The sequence below is a fragment of the Tenacibaculum agarivorans genome (assembly GCF_001936575.1).
In the GTDB taxonomy this organism is placed as follows: domain Bacteria; phylum Bacteroidota; class Bacteroidia; order Flavobacteriales; family Flavobacteriaceae; genus Polaribacter; species Polaribacter agarivorans.
The window spans coordinates 24,298-47,940 of sequence record NZ_MSMP01000029.1 but is presented as its reverse complement, the minus strand read 5'-3'; the positions used below and the strand labels follow the sequence as shown (position 1 = coordinate 47,940).

General features: G+C 30.0%; 14 protein-coding genes. 11 read left to right on the top strand and 3 right to left on the bottom strand.

Annotated elements, in window-relative coordinates:
• The first annotated feature begins 136 nt into the window (after nucleotides 1-136).
• The 5 genes from BVC87_RS18050 to BVC87_RS18035 all read left to right on the top strand — a co-directional run bounded on the left by BVC87_RS18050 (nucleotide 137) and on the right by BVC87_RS18035 (nucleotide 8,972).
• Complete coding sequence (locus BVC87_RS18050) at nucleotides 137-3,406, top strand: leucine-rich repeat domain-containing protein (protein WP_075343809.1); 3,270 nt, start codon at nucleotides 137-139, stop codon at nucleotides 3,404-3,406.
• A 13-nt stretch (nucleotides 3,407-3,419) separates the two neighbouring features.
• Complete coding sequence (locus BVC87_RS23710; protein WP_200799211.1) at nucleotides 3,420-3,575, top strand: hypothetical protein; 156 nt, start codon at nucleotides 3,420-3,422, stop codon at nucleotides 3,573-3,575.
• Between the two features lie 166 nt (nucleotides 3,576-3,741).
• Entirely contained in the window at nucleotides 3,742-6,531 is a 2,790-nt protein-coding gene (locus BVC87_RS18045; RefSeq protein WP_075343808.1) for a leucine-rich repeat domain-containing protein, read from the top strand.
• A 140-nt stretch (nucleotides 6,532-6,671) separates the two neighbouring features.
• Nucleotides 6,672-7,832, top strand: coding sequence for a hypothetical protein (locus BVC87_RS18040; protein WP_075343807.1), 1,161 nt, complete (start codon nucleotides 6,672-6,674; stop codon nucleotides 7,830-7,832).
• 180 nt (nucleotides 7,833-8,012) lie between these two features.
• On the top strand, nucleotides 8,013-8,972 hold the full coding sequence (locus tag BVC87_RS18035; protein WP_075343806.1) for a hypothetical protein: 960 nt from the start codon (nucleotides 8,013-8,015) through the stop codon (nucleotides 8,970-8,972).
• A gap of 63 nt (nucleotides 8,973-9,035) precedes the next feature.
• Here the strand turns inward: BVC87_RS18035 and BVC87_RS18030 are convergent, their stop codons facing one another.
• The 3 genes from BVC87_RS18030 to BVC87_RS18020 are packed head-to-tail and all read right to left on the bottom strand — an operon-like array spanning nucleotide 9,036 to nucleotide 12,846.
• Nucleotides 9,036-11,369, bottom strand: a complete 2,334-nt coding sequence (locus BVC87_RS18030) for a TonB-dependent receptor plug domain-containing protein (RefSeq protein ID WP_075343805.1) — start codon at nucleotides 11,367-11,369, stop codon at nucleotides 9,036-9,038.
• A complete protein-coding gene (locus BVC87_RS18025; RefSeq protein ID WP_075343804.1) occupies nucleotides 11,369-12,277 on the bottom strand; it encodes a FecR family protein in 909 nt (302 codons plus the stop codon). Before BVC87_RS18025 ends, BVC87_RS18030 begins: the two co-directional genes overlap by 1 nt.
• A 50-nt stretch (nucleotides 12,278-12,327) precedes the next feature.
• On the bottom strand, nucleotides 12,328-12,846 hold the full coding sequence (locus tag BVC87_RS18020) for an RNA polymerase sigma factor (RefSeq protein WP_075343803.1): 519 nt from the start codon (nucleotides 12,844-12,846) through the stop codon (nucleotides 12,328-12,330).
• Between the two features lie 76 nt (nucleotides 12,847-12,922).
• Between BVC87_RS18020 and BVC87_RS18015 the strand changes: the two genes are divergently transcribed.
• The 6 genes from BVC87_RS18015 to BVC87_RS17990 all read left to right on the top strand — a co-directional run bounded on the left by BVC87_RS18015 (nucleotide 12,923) and on the right by BVC87_RS17990 (nucleotide 23,643).
• Nucleotides 12,923-14,476 (top strand): 7TM domain-containing protein, encoded by a 1,554-nt coding sequence (locus BVC87_RS18015; protein WP_159439383.1) that lies wholly within the window; start codon nucleotides 12,923-12,925, stop codon nucleotides 14,474-14,476.
• Between the two features lie 13 nt (nucleotides 14,477-14,489).
• Entirely contained in the window at nucleotides 14,490-15,392 is a 903-nt protein-coding gene (locus BVC87_RS18010; RefSeq protein WP_143569832.1) for a sugar-transfer associated ATP-grasp domain-containing protein, read from the top strand.
• Between the two features lie 28 nt (nucleotides 15,393-15,420).
• Nucleotides 15,421-15,633 (top strand): hypothetical protein, encoded by a 213-nt coding sequence (locus tag BVC87_RS18005; protein WP_075343800.1) that lies wholly within the window; start codon nucleotides 15,421-15,423, stop codon nucleotides 15,631-15,633.
• A gap of 32 nt (nucleotides 15,634-15,665) precedes the next feature.
• Complete coding sequence (locus BVC87_RS18000; RefSeq protein WP_143569831.1) at nucleotides 15,666-16,778, top strand: hypothetical protein; 1,113 nt, start codon at nucleotides 15,666-15,668, stop codon at nucleotides 16,776-16,778.
• A 954-nt stretch (nucleotides 16,779-17,732) separates the two neighbouring features.
• Nucleotides 17,733-20,012 (top strand): hypothetical protein, encoded by a 2,280-nt coding sequence (locus BVC87_RS17995; protein ID WP_075343798.1) that lies wholly within the window; start codon nucleotides 17,733-17,735, stop codon nucleotides 20,010-20,012.
• A 13-nt stretch (nucleotides 20,013-20,025) separates the two neighbouring features.
• Nucleotides 20,026-23,643, top strand: a complete 3,618-nt coding sequence (locus BVC87_RS17990) for a hypothetical protein (RefSeq protein WP_075343797.1) — start codon at nucleotides 20,026-20,028, stop codon at nucleotides 23,641-23,643.

Genomic DNA, 23,643 nt, shown 5'->3' with positions numbered 1-23,643 from the left:
AGTAACAGCTTTAACTTAAAACAAAGTTCACATTAATTCAATTCAATAAAAAAAGCTACATAAAACCCCCTAATCGGGTTATTGACGTAAGAGTTTTCTTTCAATAAAATTGCACCCTAAATTTAATTTTAAAAAAATGAAAAGAAATCTACTAACTCTTATTACACTCACCATCTGTTTTATCGGATTTGCTCAAACCTTTACGGTTAATAATATAGAATATGACGTTCTTTGCTGTAGCAATAATGAAGTAAAAATAACAGCTAATACTAATACAGGAGATATAGTAATACCAACACAGGTTGTGAACAATGGAAGAGCTTATAAAGTTACGATAATTGGAGATGATGCTTTTAAAAATAATCAATTAACCAGTGTAACTATTCCAACTAGTATTATCAGTATTGGAAATAGTGCTTTTAGCAATAACGAATTAACCAACGTAACCATCCCAAATAGTGTTACATATATTGGAGTTAGTGCTTTTGATAACAATAAATTAACCAATGTAATCATCTCAAATAGTCTTACAATTATTAGAGAGTCTGCCTTTAGAGATAATGAATTAACTAACGTGATCATTCCAAATGGTGTCACTGATATTCGACATAATGCATTTAGAAATAATAAATTAACTAGTGTAACTATTCCAAATAGTGTTATTAATATTCGAAAAAGAGTATTTAAAGATAATAAATTAATCAATGTAACTATTCCAAATAGTGTTACAACTATTGGAGAATCTGCTTTTGAAAATAATGCATTAACCAGTGTAATTATAGGTAATGGTGTTACAACTATTGGAAAATCTGCTTTTCAAATAAATGAATTAACTAATGTGATCATTCCAAATGGCGTTACTGATATAGAGGATAGTGTTTTCAAACGAAACCAATTAATTAGTGTGACCATTCCAAATACGATAAAAACTATTGGAAATGAGTCTTTTGCAGATAATCAGTTACAAGTTTTAACTATTCCTAATAGTGTTACAACTATTGGGGAATCTGCTTTTTTTAAAAATCAATTAATTAATGTTAGTATTCCTAATAGTGTTATATCTATTGGAAATCAATCTTTTAGAGATAATAGATTAACTGATATCATTATTCCTAATAGTGTTACAACTATCGGAAATATTGTTTTTTATAATAATCAATTAACTAGTGTCATTATTCCAAATAGTGTTACAAGTATTGGGGGTGCAGCTTTTGAGTTAAATCAGTTAACCGATATAACTATTCCAAATAGCGTTACAACTATTGGGGTATCTGCTTTTGCACGTAATCAATTAGCTAATATCACTATTCCTAATAGTGTTACAACTATTGGGATAGCTGCTTTTAGAGATAATAAATTAACTGATATCACTATTCCTAATAGTATTACAACAATTGGTAATCGTGCTTTTGAGTTAAATCAATTAACTAGTGTAACCATCGGGAATAGTATTACCAATATTGAAGAGGATGTTTTTGCTAATAATAAACTAACTAGTGTCACTATTCCAAATAGTGTTACTGCTATTGGTGAACGTGCTTTTCATAATAATCTATTAGAAAGAGTAACCATCCCTGAAGGTATTACAAGTATTGGAAGAGGAGCTTTTTCTTTTAACCCTATATCCAATTTTACAACAAAAGCTAAAACTCCACCAGTAATAACAAACAACATATTAATAGATGTTTTTTCTAACCGTAGCAGTATTAACTTGGAGATTCCTGCAGGAACAACAACTGCATATATAACTGCTGGTTGGACTGGGTTTAAATCTCTAACTGAATTTACAATTTGGTCTGGTTCTAATGGAACAGGTTGGACAGATACTGGAAACTGGAATGAAAACTTAATCGCCTCAACTTCACAAAATGTTGTTATCCCTAATGTTGTTAATTTTCCAGTTATTAGTTCAGGAGTTACTGCAGAAATGAATGATTTGTCAATTGAAGAATTCTCTTCATTTTCTATAGAAGATAACGGAGCAGCTATTGTTAATGGCGATTTAAATAGTGCGGAAACAATTACTATTAACTCTTCTGCAACTACAAGTGGAACTTTTATAGTAAAAGGAACGGCTAACGGAACAGTTAGTTTTGAAAAATCAGGTTTATTAGCAAACGAATGGAATTTAATCACCGTACCCGTTTCTGGACAAAGCATTAAAGATTTTGTAGAAAATACAGCAAATGAGATTCGAGTAAATACAACAGTTACACCTAATAGATATGCTGTTGCTTATTATGATGACAGCAAAGCTGAAGGATCTAAATGGGTATATTATACAACTGATGATTTAGCTTCCAACATCATTTCTTTTGAGAAAGGAAGAAGTTATATTATTTCTAGAGCTACTGATGGGAGTATTGGTTTTTCAGGAAGTTTAGAAACTAATGATGTTATCGTAAATGTAAATGCAGATCAATGGAATGCAATCGGAAGTCCGTATACTGCTTATTTACCAATAAATGCTAATTCAAACAATAACTTTATTCAAGAAAACTTAAGTAAACTAGATCCCCTTTATCAAAGTGTTTATACCTGGGATGCAAATCAGAACAAATATGTGACTACATCGTTGCTAGATACTGATACTTCATTAAATGTAGGTCAAGGTTTCATGGTTAAAACAAACACAGGTGTTTCATCAATTACATTTAAAGAAAGTCATCGTTTAGCAAATGCTACAGGATCTACAACTTTCTCGAGAAGTCGTAACCATCGTTCTAATATACACGTAATGGCAACTCAAGATGGTGTTCAGGTTACTACGAAAATTAATTATATCAGTAACACTACAAAAGGTTTAGATGCTGGTTATGATATTGGAAATTTTAAAGGAGCTTCTTTTGATGTATTTACCCATTTAGTTGAAGGTACTGAAAATACAGATTTCACCATTCAATCGTTACCAGATTCAGATTACGAAACCATGGTAATTCCTATCGGATTACAATCTGAAGCAGGGCAAGAAATTAGTTTATCTGTACAAACAGATAATATTCCTGCTAATCTTACAGTATATTTAGAAGATTCAGCAACTAGAAAATTTATCAATTTAACTAAAGAAAAGTCATACACATTTACAACAACAAGTACATTAGAAGGAATAGGAAGATTTTATCTACACACTACTTCTAAAGTTTTACATTTTGAAGATAGAAATGCCTTAAGACAAGACGTGAAAATATTAAAATCTGGTAAGCAAGAAATTACTATTCAAGGTTTAGCTAGTGATAAACAAGTTACTGTAAGTTTATATTCTGTCTTAGGAAATGAAGTGTATAAAAAAGTAGCTGTTTCTCAAGGAATGTTAACAATAGAACCGAATCTTTTAGATACTGGAGTTTACATTGTAAAAGTAGAGAGCTTACAAGGAACAAAAACAAAAAAAGTAATATTTAAGTAGTTAATATAGAAGTATGAAAACATCGAAAAATATAAATAGAAAAGAAGCTTTAGAAAAAATAGGAAAATATGGAAAGTACACAGCATTAACAGCATTGGGAACCTATCTTATTTTAAACCCTAAAAAAGCACAAGCTGCTAGTCCAGAACCACCAGGAAGTGGATTTTAATACTATATACAACTAACTAAAAAAGCGAGATAGAAAATATAATCTATCTCGCTTTTTATTTTTCAACTTCATTTTTAATAAAAAAAACTACATAAAACCCCCTAATCGGGTTATTGACGCAAAATGTTTCTTTCAGTAAAATTGTTCTCCAAATCTATTTTAAAAAATGAAAAGAAAACTACTTGTAATCTTTACTTTACTGATAACTTTTGTTGGATTCTCTCAAGTCTTTACAGTTAATAATATAGAATATGAAGTTATTTCAGGTAGTAGTAAGGAAGTCGTAATAACAGCTAACACGAATAAAGGGAACGTAATAATACCAGTACAGGTTGAACATAGTGGAGTAGTGTATACCGTAACAAGTATTGGAAATGGTGCTTTTTATTTTGATGAGCTTACTGGTATAACTATCCCAAATAGTATTGTAAGTATCGGAGATTTTGCTTTTAGTCGTAATAAATTAACTAGTATACTTATTCCTGATAGTGTTACTAGTATAGGAGAAAGCGCTTTTGCAAATAATCAATTAAGTAGTGTAAGTATTCCAAATAATGTTACTACTATTGAAAACAGTACTTTTTTAAACAACCAATTAACTAGTATAAGTATTTTAAATAGTGTTACTAGTATAGGTAATTATGCTTTTACAGGTAATCAGTTAACTAGTTTAATAATTCCGGATAGTGTCACAAGTATAGGTGATGCAGCTTTTGATGATAATAAATTACAAACAGTAACAATACCGGAAAGTGTTACCCATATAGGAAGTTATGCATTTGTACATAATATATTGACAAGTATAACTATTTCTGAAGGAGTCACTAGTATTGGAGAGGGAGCATTTAAAGGTAGTTTGCTAACGGATATAACTATTCCAAGTAGTGTTGTTACTATTGGAGATGCTGCTTTTTCAGGTAATAAATTAACTAATGTAATTATTTCCGAAGGTGTAACTAGTATTGGAGTAGGTGCTTTTTATTTTAATCAATTAACTAGTATAACCATTCCTGATAGTGTTGCACATATTGGAGGTGAAGCTTTTGCAAGTAATCCTCTAACCAAGGTTATAGCACTAGGAGATACTCCAGCGATAACAAATGGGAGTATGTCAGGAGGTCTAGCTGATACTATTTTTTCAAATCGTCCTACTATTGACTTAGTTATTCCTGAAGGTACAAAAGCTGCATATACAGCTGTAGGATGGATAAATTTTAAATCTGTAACTGAAGGGTTTTCTCTAATTTTTGTAGTTAATAATATACAATATGAAGTGATCTCTGGTACTACTAATGTCATAATAAAAGACAACACCAATACAGGAGATCTCGTTATCTCTACTCAAGTTGAAAATAGTGGAATAACGTATACTGTTACTGGTATTGGAGAAAAAGCTTTTGAAAATGATGGGTTAACTAGTGTAAACATTCCAGATAGTGTTATCAGTATTGGAAATGCTGCTTTTAGAGGTAATAAATTAACTAGTATAACCATACCAGACGGTGTTACTAATATTGGAGACGCTGCTTTTAGAAGTAATCAATTAATCAGTGTAAATATACCAGATGGTGTTACAAGTATTAGTAAAAGAACTTTCTTTAATAATAAATTAACTAACATAACAATACCCAGTAATGTAGTCAGTATAGAAAGTTCTGCTTTTGAAGCTAATGAATTGATTAGTGTAATTATTCCAAGTAGTATTACCAACATTGGAATTGCAGCTTTTGCACAAAATGAATTAACAAGTATAAATATTCCGAATAGTATTACCAATATTACAAGTTTTATTTTTAGCCGTAATCAATTAAAAAGTATAACTATTCCTGATAGTGTTACTAGTATTGGGGATGATGCCTTTAGTCATAATCAATTAACTGAAGTTGACATTCCACATGGTGTTATCAGTATTGGAAATGCTGCTTTTGAGGCTAATAAATTGACTAATGTAACTCTTCCAAACAGTATAGTCAGCATTGGTGATGCTGTTTTTGTAGATAATGAATTGAAGAGTGTAGATATTCCTGATAGTGTTGTCAGTATTGGAGATGTAGCTTTTAAAAGTAACCAGTTAACGAATGTTAGCATACCAAATAGTGTAACGAGTATCGGAATAGCAGCATTCAGAGGCAATCAGTTAACGACTATAGTCATTCCTAATAAAATAACGAGTATTGAAGGTTCAACTTTTAGAGATAATCAATTAGTGAATATATCTATTCCTGACAGTGTAACAAGCATTAAACAAAGTGCTTTTGAGGAAAACAAATTAACTAATGTGGAGATTCCAGATAGTGTTAGAGATATTGGTTTTTTTGCTTTTCAAAACAATCTATTAGAAACGATAACCATTCCTAGTAATGTTGAAATCATTGGAAATTTTGCTTTTAGAGATAATCTATTAACTAATGTAATTATTTCCGAAGGTGTAACTAGTATTGGAGTAGGTGCTTTTTATTTTAATCAATTAACTAGTATAACCATTCCTGATAGTGTTGCACATATTGGAAGTGAAGCTTTTGCAAGTAATCCTCTAACTAAGGTTATAGCTCTAGGAGATACTCCAGCAATAACAAATGGGAGTATATCAGGAGGTTTAGCTGATACTGTTTTTTCTGACCGTCTTACCATTGATTTGGTAATTCCTGCTGGAACAACAGCTGTATATACTGCTGCAGATTGGGGAAACTTTAAAACGATTGCTGAAGATGCTACATTAAGTGTTGTAGATTTCAATTTAAACACTTCTGTCTATGTATTTACACAACAAAATAAATTAAAAATAGTATACCCCAGCACACTTCAATTTGAAAACTATAAAATTTATAACATGTCAGGAGCTATTGCGTTGAGTGGAATAAAACAGGATGTGATTATAGATATTTTGTCTAAAGGATTATATATTGTTGAATTGGAATTCGATAAAGGTAAAGTACGTAAAAGATTTATTAAGTAGATATAAAATTAGTGTTAATAGAAGTGTGTTTAGAGATCTATTTTAAGTAGTAAAATTTAACAGTAAAACCCCCTGTTTAGGGGGTTGATGTCAGTGACAACTTTTAGTAAAATTGCGGTGTAAATCTAACTTTGAAAAAAATGAAAAACAAAAGAATTCTAACAGCTTTAATCGTCTCTTTTTTTACTGTATTTTTTAACAGTTGTAGTAATGAGGAAGACACGACGACTTCAAGTACAATTAACTTAGAAGAAGCAAAATTGACTGGATTTCCTTTATTAGGAATTACACCAGTTTCTATAGAAATCGTTCAACCGACAATTGAAAATAATACGGAAACTGAATATGGTAAAATAAACATTGTTATATCTGATCCTAGCTTTTTATCGAATATAAAAGCAGATATTACTTCAAATGAATTAAATCTAAGTAAGTTTGATGTTATTCCTGGTGGTAATACAGCTCTTTCTTACGAATCACAAAGTCATACACATGCCATTGTAAATGTATTGGATAAAAGCGAAGAGTTATTACATTATATAGTAACTATTGAAGCAGAAGCGCCTCCAACTCCATCAACATTAACGATCACAGATTTTAAGTTTGAGGCAAGCAAAAATTCACAATTATCAGAAGATGTAATTGTTGAAAAAACATTTACAGATCCTAATAACCCGAATAAACAAACCATATATTTATTTGTGCCAGAAGGTACAGATTTTTCTGACTTAACTCCAACGGCTACATTTGATGCAGAAAAAGTGTATTACACACAAGATACTTCTACTCCTATAGTAGATGTAGATACACCTTTTCCGTCTACTGAAACTAGTTTTGATTTTGCATATCCAAAAAGTTTCATCATTGTTTTAAAAGACGATATAAATAATAGAATAAAATGGGTAGACGTTTTTGTAGACATAAAAAACCCCGTTCAATTAGAAAATACTGATGTTAGTCCTCCAGATGTTGGTCAAAGCACTACTACCAAGACTCTTCTTGGCGTTACCAAATGGAAAAATGTTGGAAATCATCCAGTAGAATATCAAGCACCAAATACATATGAAAATAAAATACCTGATACATCAACGAATTTCATTACGGCTCAGAGAATGTTTCCTGCATTTGGTTTGAAACCAGGTGAAAATGCTGATATACATTTGCAGATAGCTGCCAATTTACCTGATATGGAATATAAAACGACAGCTGTTTTTTATTCAAAATTTGTAGACGAGGCAATAATAATTGATGATATTCAAGAGCCTGCGAAATTGAATATAACAGTTAAGATTATAGATTAAATTGAAAGTTAATTAGTAGAGGAGCAGAGGAGTTATAATTAAGAGTGAGTATACTTTATGCTATATCTAACAAAAATAATATACCTCTGCTCATTTTTTAAAAACATATTAAGTACCCATGCTATGAAGAGTAGAAAATTATAGTAGGTGATTAATAATTAAAAAAATAAAAAACGTATTATGAAAAAGATATCAATCAATAGCCCATGGCTAGTGTTATTACCTGTTATAGGTGTGTTTTTCTTTGTAGTATTTCCAGAATTACAAAAGATTGCGATAAACTTTGATAAACAAATCGCTGAACATGAAGCAAACGTTCAAAAATTAGAATCGTTAAAAGAAATTGTTTCTCCCAGTGTAACTATCAAAAATGAAATTAAAAATTTAGAATTTTTGGTTAGTGCACACGGATCAGCAATAGCAAGAAGGAAATACAGTTATTATAAGCATGGAGGTACTGTGATTATAGTGTTATGCATTTTAGTAGTTCTTTTTGGCTCTAGTTATATCATAAAACGAAAAAAAACATCTCCAAATAACAAACAAGTAAACTTTACTTTTTCAAATCCTAATACAGATAATATTGGACAACAAATTTCTTGGGGAGCTGTAAAAAATTCAGGAAGTAACTTTGCGACCCGATTCCTTAAAAAAGTCAGTTTTGGATATAAAATAGTGTCAAGTAATTATATGAAATATATTGCTTGGGGATTTATCATTGTAGGAATAAATCCAGTAATATGGTCGTTTGCTGAAGCTATTCAGCTTAACCAAGAAACTATTGGTTTTAGTAAAGCAGGGAACTTATTTTTTACGTCAGGAGGAGCTATAATGCTACCAGGCTTATTTCTATTATTCAAATCTACATCCACTAAAGTTAGTATTTATAAAAATGAACAAACAATTCATGTAGAAGGAAAGGTGTTGAAATTTAAAGATTTACATGCATTACAACTCATACAGAAATTTGTACAAGGAAACAGAGGAGGCGGCTACACTTGTTATGAACTTATTTTGGTTACAAAACAAGCCAAGCGTTATAGTTTATTAAACCATGGCGATAAAACTTTCATCTTAAGTGATATGGTAAAAATTAGCCAAATATTAAATCTTCCTGTTTGGAATAGCGGTGTAGTTTAATTACGTCGCTTCTGATTTTAGAAGAAATAGTTTATTATATCCTACTGATGAATTTAGTTACAATTAAAAAGAAATACGAAATAAAAAGTTAGGAGTAATGCCTAATCCCACTATAGTCTGTTGTGTAATTTCATTTTGAGAAGCATTGTCCTCTATATCAAAAAAACGATCAAGTTCATTCCTACGATTGTAAATGTTTAAAAGAGAAACACCAACACGAGAGTCTATTGATTTAGAGCGTCCAATTTTAAAATCATAGGTAATACTTGTGTCTAATTTATGATATGTTGGTAATCTATTGTTATTTAAACTTTCAAATTCTAACAAATTTTCAATTTCGTTGTCATCATTTGTAAAAGAGTTTATATCGTCAGGTTTAGAAAAAGGCTTACCTGTAGCTAAGTACCACCCTAAAGAGAACTGTAATTTTCGAAGTTTATAAGAGCCAGCAAAAGTAATTACATGACGTTGATCAAAATTGCCGGGAAATGTAGCTGACTGTAGGTTTTCAAAACTAAAATCGGTTTTACTTAAAGAATAGCTTACCCAACTTCTAAATCGGTTGATTCTTTTCTTAATTAATACATCTAATCCATACGTTTCACTATTTCCAGACGTATAATTATCTTGAACAGATGAAGAACTAAATCCTCTAGTAAATGATGTCAATCCTTTATTTTGTTTGTAATAACTTTCAATATCAATTTTCCATCCATTTTTATTGAAATTATATCCAGCATTCAATTGATAATTCCTTAAGATTGGAATATCATCATTGTCAGTCAACGTCCAAATATTATTGTCTAAACCAAGCTCATTAAATTCAAAAGTAACCAACTGACTTAAGGTTTGATTTTTTACTTCTACAGAAAAATTAATCTTATTGAAATCATTGAGTTGGTATCCAACATATAATCGAGGTTCTAAATAGGGCTTGTTTATTATGGAATAGAAGTTAGCTCTTACTCCCGCTCTTAAGTTCCATAGTTTTGATTCTAATGCATACTCTGAAAAAATACTCGTAGTTTTTAGTGTGTTGTTTTCTGATTCATTTTCTGAAGAATCTTGAGGGAAATTAATATTGAAGTTGACTTTATGATCAGAAAAATCAGCGCCCAATGTTACATTAGATTTTTGATTGATGTGATACTGAGTTTGTACTAAAGCACCAAAATCGTGTATTGTGTTGATTTTATTATAACTATCATCTCCATTATTAAAAATAGTTAAGTTATAATCCGAGTTATAATCAGAATATTGAAGAGTACTAGCGATTTTCCACTGCTCATTCAATGTATTTTCATAAGTTAAACTAAAACCGTTGTTTTTAAGATTTAACTTGTCATTTGAACCTTCATTTTCAAGATCAACACTGGTGTAGTCTAAAGTATTATTCACAAACAAACTACTAAAACTTATTTTTTGACGATCAGAAATTTTCCACAATAGTTTCGCATTAATATCAGTAAAATAAAAGAGATCTTTCAAAACTCTTAGATCTTCTTCTTGTACTAAGACATTGTTCTGTTCAATTTTTGTGTTTTGAAACACTTTGTCTTTTAATTTTGAATAGGTAGGCGAATCAAAAACATCAGTTAAAGCACGTCTAGCAGAAAATAATACACCTAACTTATCATTAATCAAAGGCACTTTAAGAAAAGCGTCTGCTGTGGTTAAATTAGCGCCAATTCCTACATTGGTCGTTTGCAAAATATTGTCTGCTGAATACATGTCAATTACACCAGATATATGTTCACTATATTTAACACTAGTTCCGCTTTTGTATACCTGTACACGATCTGTTATATTAGGATTAAAAGCAGAGATCATACCAAATAAATGACCTTGATGATACATTTTAATACCATCCCAAAGCACTAGATTTTGATCTGGTGTATTTCCTCTAATATGAATATTTGTTGCAGACTCGGTAGGACTAGAAATTCCAGGAACTAATTGTAAGCTTTGTAATACATCTGCTTCCGTTAAACCTGGTAAAACGCCTTGCTTTTTAGGGTTCAAGGTAATGGAGCCATCATTTTGATTTTGATCAAACCCAAAAGTTAAGTACTCCGATGTTACCGTAACTTCATCTAAATCTTCATAATAAAGTACATCTTTTTCGAGAGTTACTATGATATTTTTAGGATCTATAAATTCAAAATTAATGAGACATTGTTGTTGTATTTCTTCTAAGATACGACTCAAGTCACTGGTACCTGTGTAGCTGAAGTTTTTTTCTCGTAATACACTATTATTATACGAGAAGCGGACATCAAACTGGTTTTCTAATTGTTGTAAAACAGTTTGTATGGATTGATTTTCAAACCTAACTTTTTGCTGCCCTTTTACTTGAAGTGATATTGATACTATAAAAATGATAAAAAGAAATCTCATTAATAGTTTTGTATTACTACATTTTTATTTTTGTCTAAGTTATAAGGAATCCCCATAGCTGTGAATACTGTTTTTAATGCAGTATCTAAATTAGTATGTGAAAATCGTCCTGTAAAATAAGCTTGCTTTAAGTTTTGTTTCCCAGAAATTGTAATGTTGTATTGACGTTCAATTTCTTGTACAACTTCAAAAATTGAAACGTTATAAAATGAACTTTGGTCAGATAGCCACTCAGGAGTAGTATGCTGAATAGTATAATTTTCTGTCTGATCTTTCTGTAAACTAAAAGCTTTTCCTTTTGTTAAAATAATAGGTTCATTATTAGTTGTTATTACTTTAACTTTACCATGATAACACATCACATTAAAATAATTGTCACGAGCATTTACGGTAAATGATGTACCCAATACAGTAACTTTACCATAAGTTGTATTTACAGTAAAGGTTTGTCCTTTTTTTACGTTAAAATACGCTTCTCCTTGTAAAGATAATTCTCGGTTTTTCTTCCAGTTTAACGCTGCAAATTCAATATTTGAAGCGGAGTTAAGCGTTACTTCTGATCCGTCTGGTAATTCAAATTGTAATTGTTCAGCTAGTTGTGTGCTATAGTTTTTAGTATTGAAAAAAGTATAGATACCTAAGCAAAGTACCAGACTAGCGGCAATACCAATAGCCCAATATGGGATTAATCTTTTTACTTTTTTTTGCTCTTGTGAATCAATCTTGTGAAAAGTAGCATTTAAATTTGCTTCAACATCATAATCAGGAAGTTCAGCATGTTCAAGAGCTTTGGTTATTTCAAGGTACTCCTGATATTCTGAAGACGACTCAAATTCTTTTAACTCACTATCAGATAATTCACCTGAGAGCCATTTAGCGAGAAAAGTAGTATCGTTATTTTGTTTCATATAATCAGTTGTGTTACAAAAGTATAACCTGTTACAGGTAAAAAACCCTGTTAAATTTTATAATTTTTAATTTCTTTTCGCATCGTAACTAAGGCGGAATGCATTCTCATTTCTACAGTTTTAACAGCTATTCCTAGTAATTCTGCGATTTCTCTATACTTCTTTTTTTCAATTCTGTTCAATAAAAAAACTTCACGTTCTTTAGGTTTAAGTCGATTTATGGCGTTATCTAACTTTTGTTGAAATTCTTTTTGTTGCAATTGAAATTCAGGATCTTCAATATTTACCTTATCCCTTTGTATGTCTCTATATTTTAGAACCACTTTTTGATGTTCATATTCGTTAAAAAAAGCATTTTTAGTAATGGTAAATAAATACGATTTCACTTTTTGGACAGGTACTTTAGCACAATTTTTCCAAAGTTTTATAAATGCGTCTTGAGTAAGGTCTTCAGCCTGAGATAAATTACCACATTTCATATAAATGAAATTTCGAATAGTTTTAGAATGTTCTCTAAAAATAGTTTCAAAAACAGCTTTTTCGCAAACAGAATTCTTGATAGGGTTCATTAGAAACAAATATAAAAAATACAGGGTATTTTTTTGGCTTCCTGTTATGAATAGGAAAACCATAAATGTGAGTCATATGAATAAGAGTTTTAAAATTGTAGTATTAGCCGTATTGGTAGTAGCTATAGTATCAATGTCTTTTAAGATAATCCCTTTTAGTAAATCGCTCGATCGCTTTATGCCAAGTAAAGTTTACGAAGTAGATTATAATTTTTTTATGAAAGGAGGTGATAAAGAAATGTTTATTAAAACATATGTACCCCAAGATAATGAACGACAGAAAATTCTAAGGAAGCATACGGTAGCAGACAAAGTAAACTTTAAAATAGAAAATGAAAAAGAAAACAAAAGAGCAATTTGGAAACTGACAAAGGGAAGTAATATTAACAATATTAATTATAGTTTTACCTTTAAAGGTAAAGCAATACAGTATAATATTGCAGATAATTTACCGATAACAAAAAGCTTTTCAAGTCAATTTTTAAACGAAGAGAAGTATATAGAAGTTCATCATTCAAAAATAGATTCTTTGGCAAAATCTCTTGCTTTAGGTAAAACGAATTTAAAAAGTGTATTAACCAGTCTTTATAATTTTGTGTATCATATACCTTCTGCACCAATACGAGATGTAACTAGCGCCGTAACTGCTTTTGAGCAAAATCAAGCTTCCTGTAATGGAAAAGCTCGTTTGTTTGTGGCATTATGTAGGAATAGAGGAATACCAGCTAAATTAAAAGGTGGATTAATATTAGAGAACACAAAAAAGAGAATTTCTCATTTATGGGCAGAAGTATTAGTGAATGATAAATGGATTCCTTTTGACGTACTTAACGGACATTTTGCATATTTACCTTCTAACTACTTAGAAATTTACTCAGGAGATCATTTTTTAATTACACATACTCCTAATGTTTTATTTGATTATAGTTATGAAATCAAAAACATAAGCTTTGTTCCTTTTATTAATGTAACAGCTAAAAAAAGTATCATTAATCACCCTGTATCGTTAGTGAAGCTTTTACAAAGTAAAATAATGCCCAAAAGTGTATTAAATTTTTTAGTTCTTTTGCCTTTAGGAGGCTTACTTATAGCATTAATAAAAAATGTAATTGGCTTAAAAACCTATGGTGTTTTTTTACCAATTTTAATTGCTTTTGCATTAACATATACAGGGTACTTTACTGGAGTTTTTCTCTTCATGTTAATTACACTTTTAGTGACAATAATTTCAATTCCTCTCAATAATTGGGGATTGTTGTATGCACCAAAAATGGTGGTTATACTTTCATGTACCGTAGTTTCAATGTTGATAGCAATTTTAGTAGGTATACAATACAAAATTACTTGGTTAACATCTTTCTCTTTTTTTCCTGTGATTATAGTTTCCATTATGGCTGAGCGTTTTGCAAGAGCTATAGAGGAAGATGGATATCAAAAAGCAATCAATACAATAGTACAAACACTGTTAACCACAACATTGTGTTATGTTGTGTTTTCTTCAGTAGTAATCCATAGCATGTTGTTAATTTTTCCAGAGCTCTTGTTGATTATGATAGTTATGTCTCTAATGCTAGGAAAATGGATTGGTTTAAGAGTTTTTGAATACTCAAGATTTAGTACAATACTATAAAAGAAATTTACATATGATAGTTATAAAGTTTAAAGACTGGTTGAGAAGAAGTTTTACCAATGATTTTGACGTATTGGGAATTAACGAACGTAATGTCTCTTTGATATATACCAACAACAAACGAAAATACTACAAGTTTGCAGATGATAAAGTTCTCGCAAAAAAAAAACTGGATACTCATAATATTCCTAATGCTACAACTTATGCGGTTGTTGAATTAATGGGAGATATTCAAAAAACATGGAAGAAAATAAAACATCATCAAGCAATGGCAATAAAACCAGCCAATGGAAGTGGAGGAGGAGGTATAAAAATTTTAAAAAAGAATGCTTTAGGAGCATGGATGAGTAGTGGAAAACAAATTTCTGAAAAGGAAATTTTTTTACACATGGGATCGATAATTATGGGAAGATATTCGTTAGGGTCAAATGATCGAGTTTTAATTGAAGAATGCATAACCCCGCATCGTTTCTTTGCTGAAATTTATCCTGCTGGAGTTCCAGATTTTAGAGTGATTTTACTTAAAGGAAAACCCATAATGTCAATGTTAAGGGTACCAACAGATCGTTCAGATGGTAAAGCGAACTTACATCAAGGAGGGTTAGGAATTGGTGTTGATATGGAGCAAGGAAAATTAACTCATGCTTATGATGGGAAAGCGTATTATGATGTACATCCTGATAATTCCAAGCCTATTAAAGGGAAAGATATTCCTTATTGGAAAGAGATTTTAGAGATATCGATAAAAGTAGCCGAGTGTTTCCCTTTACATTATATAGGGGTAGATATAGTAATAGATAAGGTTCAAGGTCCTTTAATAATGGAAGTAAATGTTAGGCCAGGATTAGGAATTCAAATGGCTAATAAAAATGGAATGAAAAAAATACTAAAAAAAGTACAGGGTTTTATGGAGTGATCCTGTTATCCTAGTAAAACAATTATATATGAAGTACCAAAAATCTCCATTTCCGTATCTAGCAATTTTATTTGTTATCATGGCAGTATCAGTATGTTTAAAATTAACGGTTGATCAAAAAATGAAACAGCCTATTGTTCACGAAATAAAGTTTGAAGAAAAGAAAAATAGTAGAGAAAATTTTCCAAGAACAGAAGTTACTTTTTTAATAACCTCATCAAATTACTACTGCGAAGAGTAGCACAATCCTAAACTTTAAAATATTAAATTATTATGAATAAAAATGCCTGTGTCTTATTGGTATTTAGTACCTTTTTTTGCCTTATTGTAAATGGACAATTCGATGTGTCAGTATCTTCTTTAAGTGGTTATGAGAAAAATATAAATCGAATAACTGATCGATTTTTGAATGATGAGAACGAATTATTAACTTCTGAAAGTTTACATCAGAATAGTTTTTATCAAGATGTTGGAATCGAAGTTAAGTACACTAAAAGATTTAGAAGAAGTAAATTCAAAGTAGTGTTTAGCCCTGAAAATAGGTTTTATGTTATGGAGTCTTCTTCAAATAGACTATTGATAAATTCTAAACTGTTTTATACGTATGATTTTTCAAGAAAAACCCAATGGAAAAATAATATACAATATAAAATCAGAGATCAAAAAGGATTGGATGCGGATGCTAATGAATTAAGCGCAACTTTTGGTTACAATCTACTAAATATAAATTCTGGATTACACTTTAGATTGTACAAGAGTAACAGATCATTTATAACTATAAATTATGCAAGAAAAAAATTCGATCCCACAGAAACTAGAAGGTTAAGCTATAATAAGTACAGGATAAATGTTGGATTTAAAGAAATAAAGAGGAAGAGACGCTTATTACGTTCATATGGATTTACATTAGGCTTCTCAAACCGAGAGTATAGTATAGAAAATCATGTTGATGAGGAAAATACAACTAGAACTTGGAATTATGTAGATCTTTCTGCTTTCTATAAAATCCAGTTCCATGAAAAATTAATGCTTAATTCGAGACTTTTATATGAAAGCAGAATCGATAAAACAAATGCACAGTTTGGGTATCAACAAATAAAACCGGCGTTAACTTTACAGTACACAAGTACTAAATTTATGGCTAAACTAGTTAATAGTTATACCTATAGACAATTTAAATCTTTAAGAGTAAATACTAATGAATTACTTAGATATGATTATTTCAGATCAAGAGTAGAAGTGAACTATATGTTATCTAAAAAGTTGTCCCTTTTAGGCGAGTTTAGTTTGATTGATAGAAGATCAAATAATTTAGATATAAGCGCTACAGCATTTAGGTCTTATCATACAAATTATGTAGGAGTAGGTTTGAAGTATAGTTTTTAATTGTGTAAATAGACAGAATACTTAGTGATGAAAGGTCTGAAAAGTCGTCATTACGAGAGTACCAACAAAAATTTTGTGAAACGACTTTAATGATATGTTGTTTAAAAAACGACCTATTGATCAGAATTTTAGATAACTGAGTATGTTATAAAGCGATAAAAAAGCAGCGCTTTTGAATCTTCTTCGCAGAATAAAATTTCATTTCGTTAAAAAATCTCGAAGCCTTGGAGAGATTTTAGGAATGAAATTTGGTTTTTAGCATTTGCTAAAAAATTCATTGAAGAAGTGTCCTTTTTTTGGCTTGGTTTATCCTGAGCGAAGTCAAAGGGTTTTTTGGACAAGCAAAAAAATGAACAGCAAACCTACTAAAAGTATGAATCTCTATAATTTAGTAATATGATAGATAAAGGAGAGGAAATATAGATTATTTGCGTTGTATTGTAAATGTTTGTTATTCATTGATTTCGAATAAAAACGTCATTCCGAATGAAATGAAGGAATCTTTAAGATTTAAGTCACTAATATAATAATAAGATTACTTCATTTCATTATCATTGACGTTTGAAAATACTTTTTTTAGACAGCTTCGTTACTCTTTCCAAGATTGTATTCAATAGCAGAATTTTTTGGTAATATTTATGTTTTTTGGTGAAAACTTAATTACATTAAAACGAGATTTTTAACGATTTTTGATGATCTTTTGCGGTTAAATTTTCAAAATAATTGACTAAAAATTAAAAATAATTTCTATATTCGTAATGTTGAAAAAGAAAAAAAATGATTGAAAATTTGCTATTGATTTTTCATTTTACAACAATTTAGAAAATACAACATTAGGCGTTAAAAACGGCATTTTTTGCTGAATTTATAGTTGTGCCTTTTTGTTAAAAATTAAGAAGTGTTTGTGCCTAATTCACGGATAAACATTTTGTTAAAAAGCTAGATCAACTTTATATGGAAAACTTTTTTTTCTTTACGGATAAACAATCATGGTTGAATATAACCCAAGAAAAACCATTTGGAATAATAAATACAGATGAATTCAGAGTTTGTAATCAATTTAAGTTTGACTCTTCTACAAACAATGTAGCCTTTGCTGTTACTAGATCCATACTATTGGTTCAAAATGCAGTGGATTCTTTTGGTAATAAAATAGATGGGATTATTAACATAGCTTTAAAACCGCTTGAACCTGTAATATGGGAATATGAATATATCAATTATTTTATTTATAGAGGAATTAAGAAGTCTTCATTAATTAATAATAATGGAAAAATCGCAGTTGCTCAGTCCCAAGATGTCTCAGATTTAAGAAATTTGTTATATAAACAGCAAGCTAGAATTAATGAAGAGTTAGAGATTAATGAAAGCCCAAAACAATCTCATATAGGATATGACTTTGCTAGTAATTTAGAGGAAACCGATCCTTTCTATGCTAATGATGATATGTATTTAGAAGATATAATTGAATTAGATGGTGAAGAGTTGGATATTCAATTGCCTATTGTAGAAGCTGGTATGTTGATAGGTTCGTTTAAAGATGGGATAGATGCTGGTTTTGAAATAATAGGTGAAAGAATAGGTTATGAAACTAAAATGGGAGACCTAAGGAAAGAAAATCATATTATAGATGTATCTGGATACACTGGTTTTGAAAGAAAACATAAGAAAGAAGAGATATTACACTTTTTTGACCCAGTAGCATTCTATGGTTCTTTAACAGTAAAGGAGACTCCACTTAATTATGAAGTTTTAGTTAAGAAGTCTTCTGGTGATCAATATATAGATGTTTTGATACGTGAGAATAATTATGAATTGCTAAATAAGTATCTAAATAAGCAAAAAGTCTATTTAGATATTAGGCATGAAACAGGATATTCATACAATTACTTTAATGAATTTAACCTGTTTCCTATTGAGAATCCTTTTTCACTAGGTCAAAATATACAATTTGGTTTTTTTAACACATCATTTAATAATATACTGGGATATAAAGATGAATGGCCTTTGTTTATTGTTGACTTTTCATCAGAATTATTATCAATAGTTGATGATATTGAACCTGAAGAACATAGTTTGTTGTCATATGAATTTTTAGGAGTAAAGCTACAGTTTGGGAACTTAATAGAAAATTTAACTACTTTATATTCTACATCAGATGTAAGTAGTTTATTTTATGATAATTTACTATATACTTTTTTAAATGTATTTGGCAAAGGAATAACCAATCCAACTTCTGAATCGGGAAATCTTGATGATTTGAAAATAAAAGCTATAGAAGTAGTCAAGAATATTGCGCCAGAGAAATCTGAAATTCATCTAGATATTTTTCTCAGTGATACATCTGAAAAGAATAGACAACGTATTATTCCGGGCTACATTAACATTAGACTATCAGTAGACTACAAAACTAAAATAATAAATTCGGGAATAATTCCCAGGAGATTGAATTTTAATCTAACGACAGGTAAAATTGATCCTCCAGAGAATTCATTAATCAGGTATGATAGCCATCCTTTGGATATGATGTTCCCCATTTTTGAAATGAAACCCATATTTAAACCAAAACTGAATAGGGTTTCAGTAAGACTCTATTCTCAATCTAATGCTTTTCCAATAGCTGGTAGTTATGGTGGTTATTATGATGAGTTATATGTTCCAAGATTAGGGATGGCCGTGGATAATAGTAATTATACTTTTTTTACATACATAGATAATAAAAATATAATTCATAGTGCTAAAGATAGTAGTGATATTAAGTCTCATTTAAATTCAAGTTTTACAATTGGAGAAGCAGATTTCTTATTCAGTTTAACGAAACAAGATTTAAATATAACTTTAAATAAAAAAAATATAAATTACACAAAAACAGTAGGGGAAATAAAGAGTACAGTCAATGTTAAACCTCTTTACTTCACACTTAATAATGCAATAGACGGTTTAAATAATGAATTAGATTATGAACACTTCGATTGTGTTACAATCACAAAAGAACAATTTGAAACTTTGGAAATTCTTAAAACTCAAGAAGGATTTTCTGATAAATATAGGGTTTTCTTAGGACTTTCGATATATGGAAAACGATCAATTAACAACGGAGGTGAGTATAGAAGGGCTAAAATTCTATTAAAAGGATTAAGAGAAGATGATATGGGTAATGTAACTGAGAAGCATATCGATACAGGAATTTCTACTTACGCTTATCATAGAATACCAAGGAAACTGGAATATTAATAAAAAAGAGATCATGTCTATTTATATATCTAAAGATGCAGCTGATGCTTCATTATTACAAGAATCTACATTTTATTCAGATAATTTACCTCCATTAAAAAGTAAATTATTTGAATCGAATCAAACACTACAATTAATTAATTTAGGACAGGCAACAACATTATCTATAGATAGAGATAATAATGCTTTTGTGGTAGAACTTATTAGAAAATCGCTTAAAATTATTATTCCCGAGCTCATTAACGTAAGCGCTTCCAAAAAAGCGTTGGCTTTAAGTTTGCCTATAGAAGGGAGTTTTGATGGTGATGTAGAAGTTTTGGTTAAGTATTTCCAGCAAAAAACTATAGCATTGAGTGCTAATATTGATGGGAAAGTTGGAAGAAAAACATTGCATGAATTAGATAAAGCTTTAAATAGAATATTTGATTATGATGAAGAAACAGCAAGAACTATTTTTAATCATGGAGAATCTACAATTGTAGAGGAAGTAACAGTCGTTATTCATAATTCATCAAATAATGAAGAGGATTATATTATATTATATGATGAGCCTACTAATACAGCTACAGGTATCTTTAGATTACAAGAAAACGATGTCGTATATGTAATGAAAGAAGGGGGAGAGACATCAGAAGATTGGTACTATGTGAAAGTATTATCAGGGAGTAAGGAAAAACAGATAGATAGTGGTAAAGAAATTTATGATAATATTTTTAGAAAAGGTTATGAATTAAATGGATACATACAAGGGTTTAATTTACATAAGAGTTGGAATACGTATCCTTCAAAAATGCCTGATATATATTCACAGTTACATCGTTTAAAAGATGACGTAACTGATAACATTGATGATAGTGAGTATCTTTTAAATCTCATCAAAAAAACATATTTTGATGCTGTTACTATCAAATCTGTAAATGAAAAAGGGGTTTTTGATGATAATGAAAGTATTAAATTCCCTGCTATAGAATTTCCTAATTCTGTGAATCATGAAAATATATTATTACTTAAATTTATTTTAAACGTATTAATATATTCTAATAATCAAGAATCTAATCTAGATACTTCTATAACAGATAATGAAAGAAGTATATATCTTAAGTCTCCAGCTCAATGGTTAACAATAGAGGATATTAATAATGCACGTTATAGTACAGAATCATATTTTTCTACTGATCATACTAATGATGCTAATTATTACGATAAATTTATTACAGAACTTATAGCAGCTTCAACAGGTTATGATTATACAGAAGGTTTATCTGGAGGAGGTATTAAATTACGTATTGGACTAAATAAAGGCTTTTTAATGTGGTTGCCTTCTAGGCAATTTATGGTAACTATGTGGAATACATATAAATATTTAATGCCCGTAAATAATATTAATACAGATGATGTTTTAATAGAATATGCTAAAAAATCAGTAAAGAAAATTTTTCCTTTTAGATCACTTGGGTTAAGACAGCGTATAGAATTAGGAGCGACTTTTCTTTTGCCAATAGGTATTGATTTTGTAGGGGATGTCTCTATTTGGAGAGAAGATACAAATAGCTTCAATGATTATACACTTAAAATAAGTGCATATGGAGAAATACGAGGAGGTACAGACACTGGAGGTGGTTATGATTTTGGATTCTGGAATGGTAAGAGGGGGAGTAAACAAAAAGAAGCCGGAATAGGCGTGTCAGCTGGAGCTGATCTTCAAGCAGGTGAAAAAATGGGAGCTTTAATAGAATATGAAATACCAATTTCTGGAGTAGACCCTATTACAACTAATTTAGCTGTAGCTGCTTATGGAGCCATAAACTTAATAGGTTCTGCTGTATTTCCCTATGGTGGTTTTTTTGCTTTTCAAAAAGCATCAAAAGGTATCAATTTTAATATGTGGAATTATGTTACTAAGTTAAAATTGTATAAAGCAAATTATACAGATGCAGGAGCAGGAGTAAGTGCTAAATTTAAATACGGGGTGCCAGATAAAGAATATAATTGGCAACATCCTGAGACAAGTAGTCCAGAAGAAGGAAGAAAACTCGATAATAAGAATTTTATAGCTCCATTTTTAATGTCTTTATTTTCTGGTTCTGCCATTTCTGTTGGTTTAGGGGCTGGAGTTGAATATGGTTATGGAATTGAAGTTTCAATTGATTATCCTTTTGCTTTGAGTAATTGTTATGATCCTGTTAGAGATGTAAGAGTTCCTTCAAGAATTATAGTAACAGGATTTGGAGAGATTAGTGTACATTTTGAGTTTTTTAACTCATTATCATTAGGACTTATAGGGTTACCAATACCTGACTTATTTATGCACCAAGGAATAGGGATAAAATTTACAATAGACTACAACATAGCAAAAGAAATAGGTAGTAATCAAACAAAAGATTATGTTTTGACATTATCTAATTTTTTGAAAAATACAGGCAAATATATTGGGTTCTATAATTTCTCAGGAAATTTAGATGTATATGAAGGTAGTGCTTATGAATCTTGTTTTTATTTTGATTTAGGAAGAATAGTTAATACGATATTGCCAAATGATAATTTGGAGCTAGGGAAAGTGAAACAAACTTTAGAGAACGAAGGGTTTGTTAATAAATTTACTAGTAATTTTTTAGAGCTTAAAGATACTCTCAGTCATGTGCAGTTTCAAAAAAGAATAGGTTTGGCACTACTGAATAGAAAATATCGTAGACGCATTAAAAAACAACAAATTTCAAAACGCTGGTTGGGATCAGAAATGTATCAAAAAGCTTTTAAGTCTAAACCAAGACAAACTTTCTTTAGTTTAAACCCCTATTTAGATTTTAACTATGTAGTTGCGGGGAAAGATTATATCAACTTTATAAAAGGAATGATCACTTTTATTAGGGTCTTAACTGCTTATAATAATGTAATTAATGATGCTACCGTTTCGCAAGATACACAAGTTTATATTTCAAATAAATATAAAGATATTATAGACCCGCAGAATAACATAGATGTTATAACAGAAAAACTGAACGCTGTATATTCAGATCCACAAATGGTGACTTACATGGATGTTTATGGGGGAAGTATTATAAATAATTTCAAAACTTTATTAGACATAACTGTTTTTGAAATATCTGAAAGAGCTGGTTTTTACAAAGGAAATGATACTGTAACGGAAAATGATTCGTCAATGTATACAATGATGTGGAAGTTGGCTTTCCGCTACTTTAAGTCTATGTACGATGTAAATATGTCATTACATGCAGAAGCAGGTGGAGGTTTTGGATTTTCTGGACAAGTGTCTAAAGGGTTAAAAGTGAGAATCAGAACACATATAGAAAGCAAAATAATTGTACATAGTGATCTTATTAAAGATGATGGTTGTTTTCCTTTTAGTTTTTGGTTTAAAGTAATTTCTGATTTAATAGGAGCTGATCCATTGAAACTTTATGAAAATGGACCTTCTAATCAATATAGCCCTGCTGAAGAAATTAAAGAAAGAGTTCCTTTATTTGAAAATGGATACTATGAATCGGTTTTAGGTTTAAACCCATCTGATGAAAATATAGAATCATATGACCCGAGTAATAATACTAAATCTAATTTTTTAGATGTATATGTAGAACCATATCTAAAAATACTATTTGATAAACAATTTTAA

Coding starts and splice junctions, on each gene's coding strand:
- BVC87_RS18050 (WP_075343809.1), top strand. CDS start 137: ATGAAAAGAAATCTACTAACTCTTATTACACTCACCATCTGTTTTATC.
- BVC87_RS23710 (WP_200799211.1), top strand. CDS start 3,420: ATGAAAACATCGAAAAATATAAATAGAAAAGAAGCTTTAGAAAAAATA.
- BVC87_RS18045 (WP_075343808.1), top strand. CDS start 3,742: ATGAAAAGAAAACTACTTGTAATCTTTACTTTACTGATAACTTTTGTT.
- BVC87_RS18040 (WP_075343807.1), top strand. CDS start 6,672: ATGAAAAACAAAAGAATTCTAACAGCTTTAATCGTCTCTTTTTTTACT.
- BVC87_RS18035 (WP_075343806.1), top strand. CDS start 8,013: ATGAAAAAGATATCAATCAATAGCCCATGGCTAGTGTTATTACCTGTT.
- BVC87_RS18030 (WP_075343805.1), bottom strand. CDS start 11,369: ATGAGATTTCTTTTTATCATTTTTATAGTATCAATATCACTTCAAGTA.
- BVC87_RS18025 (WP_075343804.1), bottom strand. CDS start 12,277: ATGAAACAAAATAACGATACTACTTTTCTCGCTAAATGGCTCTCAGGT.
- BVC87_RS18020 (WP_075343803.1), bottom strand. CDS start 12,846: ATGAACCCTATCAAGAATTCTGTTTGCGAAAAAGCTGTTTTTGAAACT.
- BVC87_RS18015 (WP_159439383.1), top strand. CDS start 12,923: ATGAATAAGAGTTTTAAAATTGTAGTATTAGCCGTATTGGTAGTAGCT.
- BVC87_RS18010 (WP_143569832.1), top strand. CDS start 14,490: ATGATAGTTATAAAGTTTAAAGACTGGTTGAGAAGAAGTTTTACCAAT.
- BVC87_RS18005 (WP_075343800.1), top strand. CDS start 15,421: ATGAAGTACCAAAAATCTCCATTTCCGTATCTAGCAATTTTATTTGTT.
- BVC87_RS18000 (WP_143569831.1), top strand. CDS start 15,666: ATGAATAAAAATGCCTGTGTCTTATTGGTATTTAGTACCTTTTTTTGC.
- BVC87_RS17995 (WP_075343798.1), top strand. CDS start 17,733: ATGGAAAACTTTTTTTTCTTTACGGATAAACAATCATGGTTGAATATA.
- BVC87_RS17990 (WP_075343797.1), top strand. CDS start 20,026: ATGTCTATTTATATATCTAAAGATGCAGCTGATGCTTCATTATTACAA.